Annotated in this window: 1 pseudogene; it reads left to right on the top strand. The window is 63.6% G+C overall.

The features are described 5' to 3' along the window. Positions 1–236: pseudogene (locus ACPYOG_RS20800) on the top strand (3-hydroxyacyl-CoA dehydrogenase NAD-binding domain-containing protein); the annotation flags it as partial.

Genomic DNA, 236 nt, shown 5'->3' on the forward strand with positions numbered 1-236 from the left:
GTCCTGCGGAACGCTATGTCGTCATCGCCGACCGACTCTGCGAGGCCGGCCGCTTCGGACAGAAGGCCGGGCGTGGCTGGTATGCCTATCCCGACGGCAAACGGACGATCGATCCCGACGTAACAGCCATGATCGAAGCTGCGCGCGCCGAGAAAGGCATTGTGCCAAAGCGCTTCACCGCCGAAGAGATCGTTGCCCGCCTGCTGAAAGCCATGTCCGATGAGGGCGACGCACTG

The organism is Leifsonia sp. HAY1-4F (genome assembly GCF_056755275.1).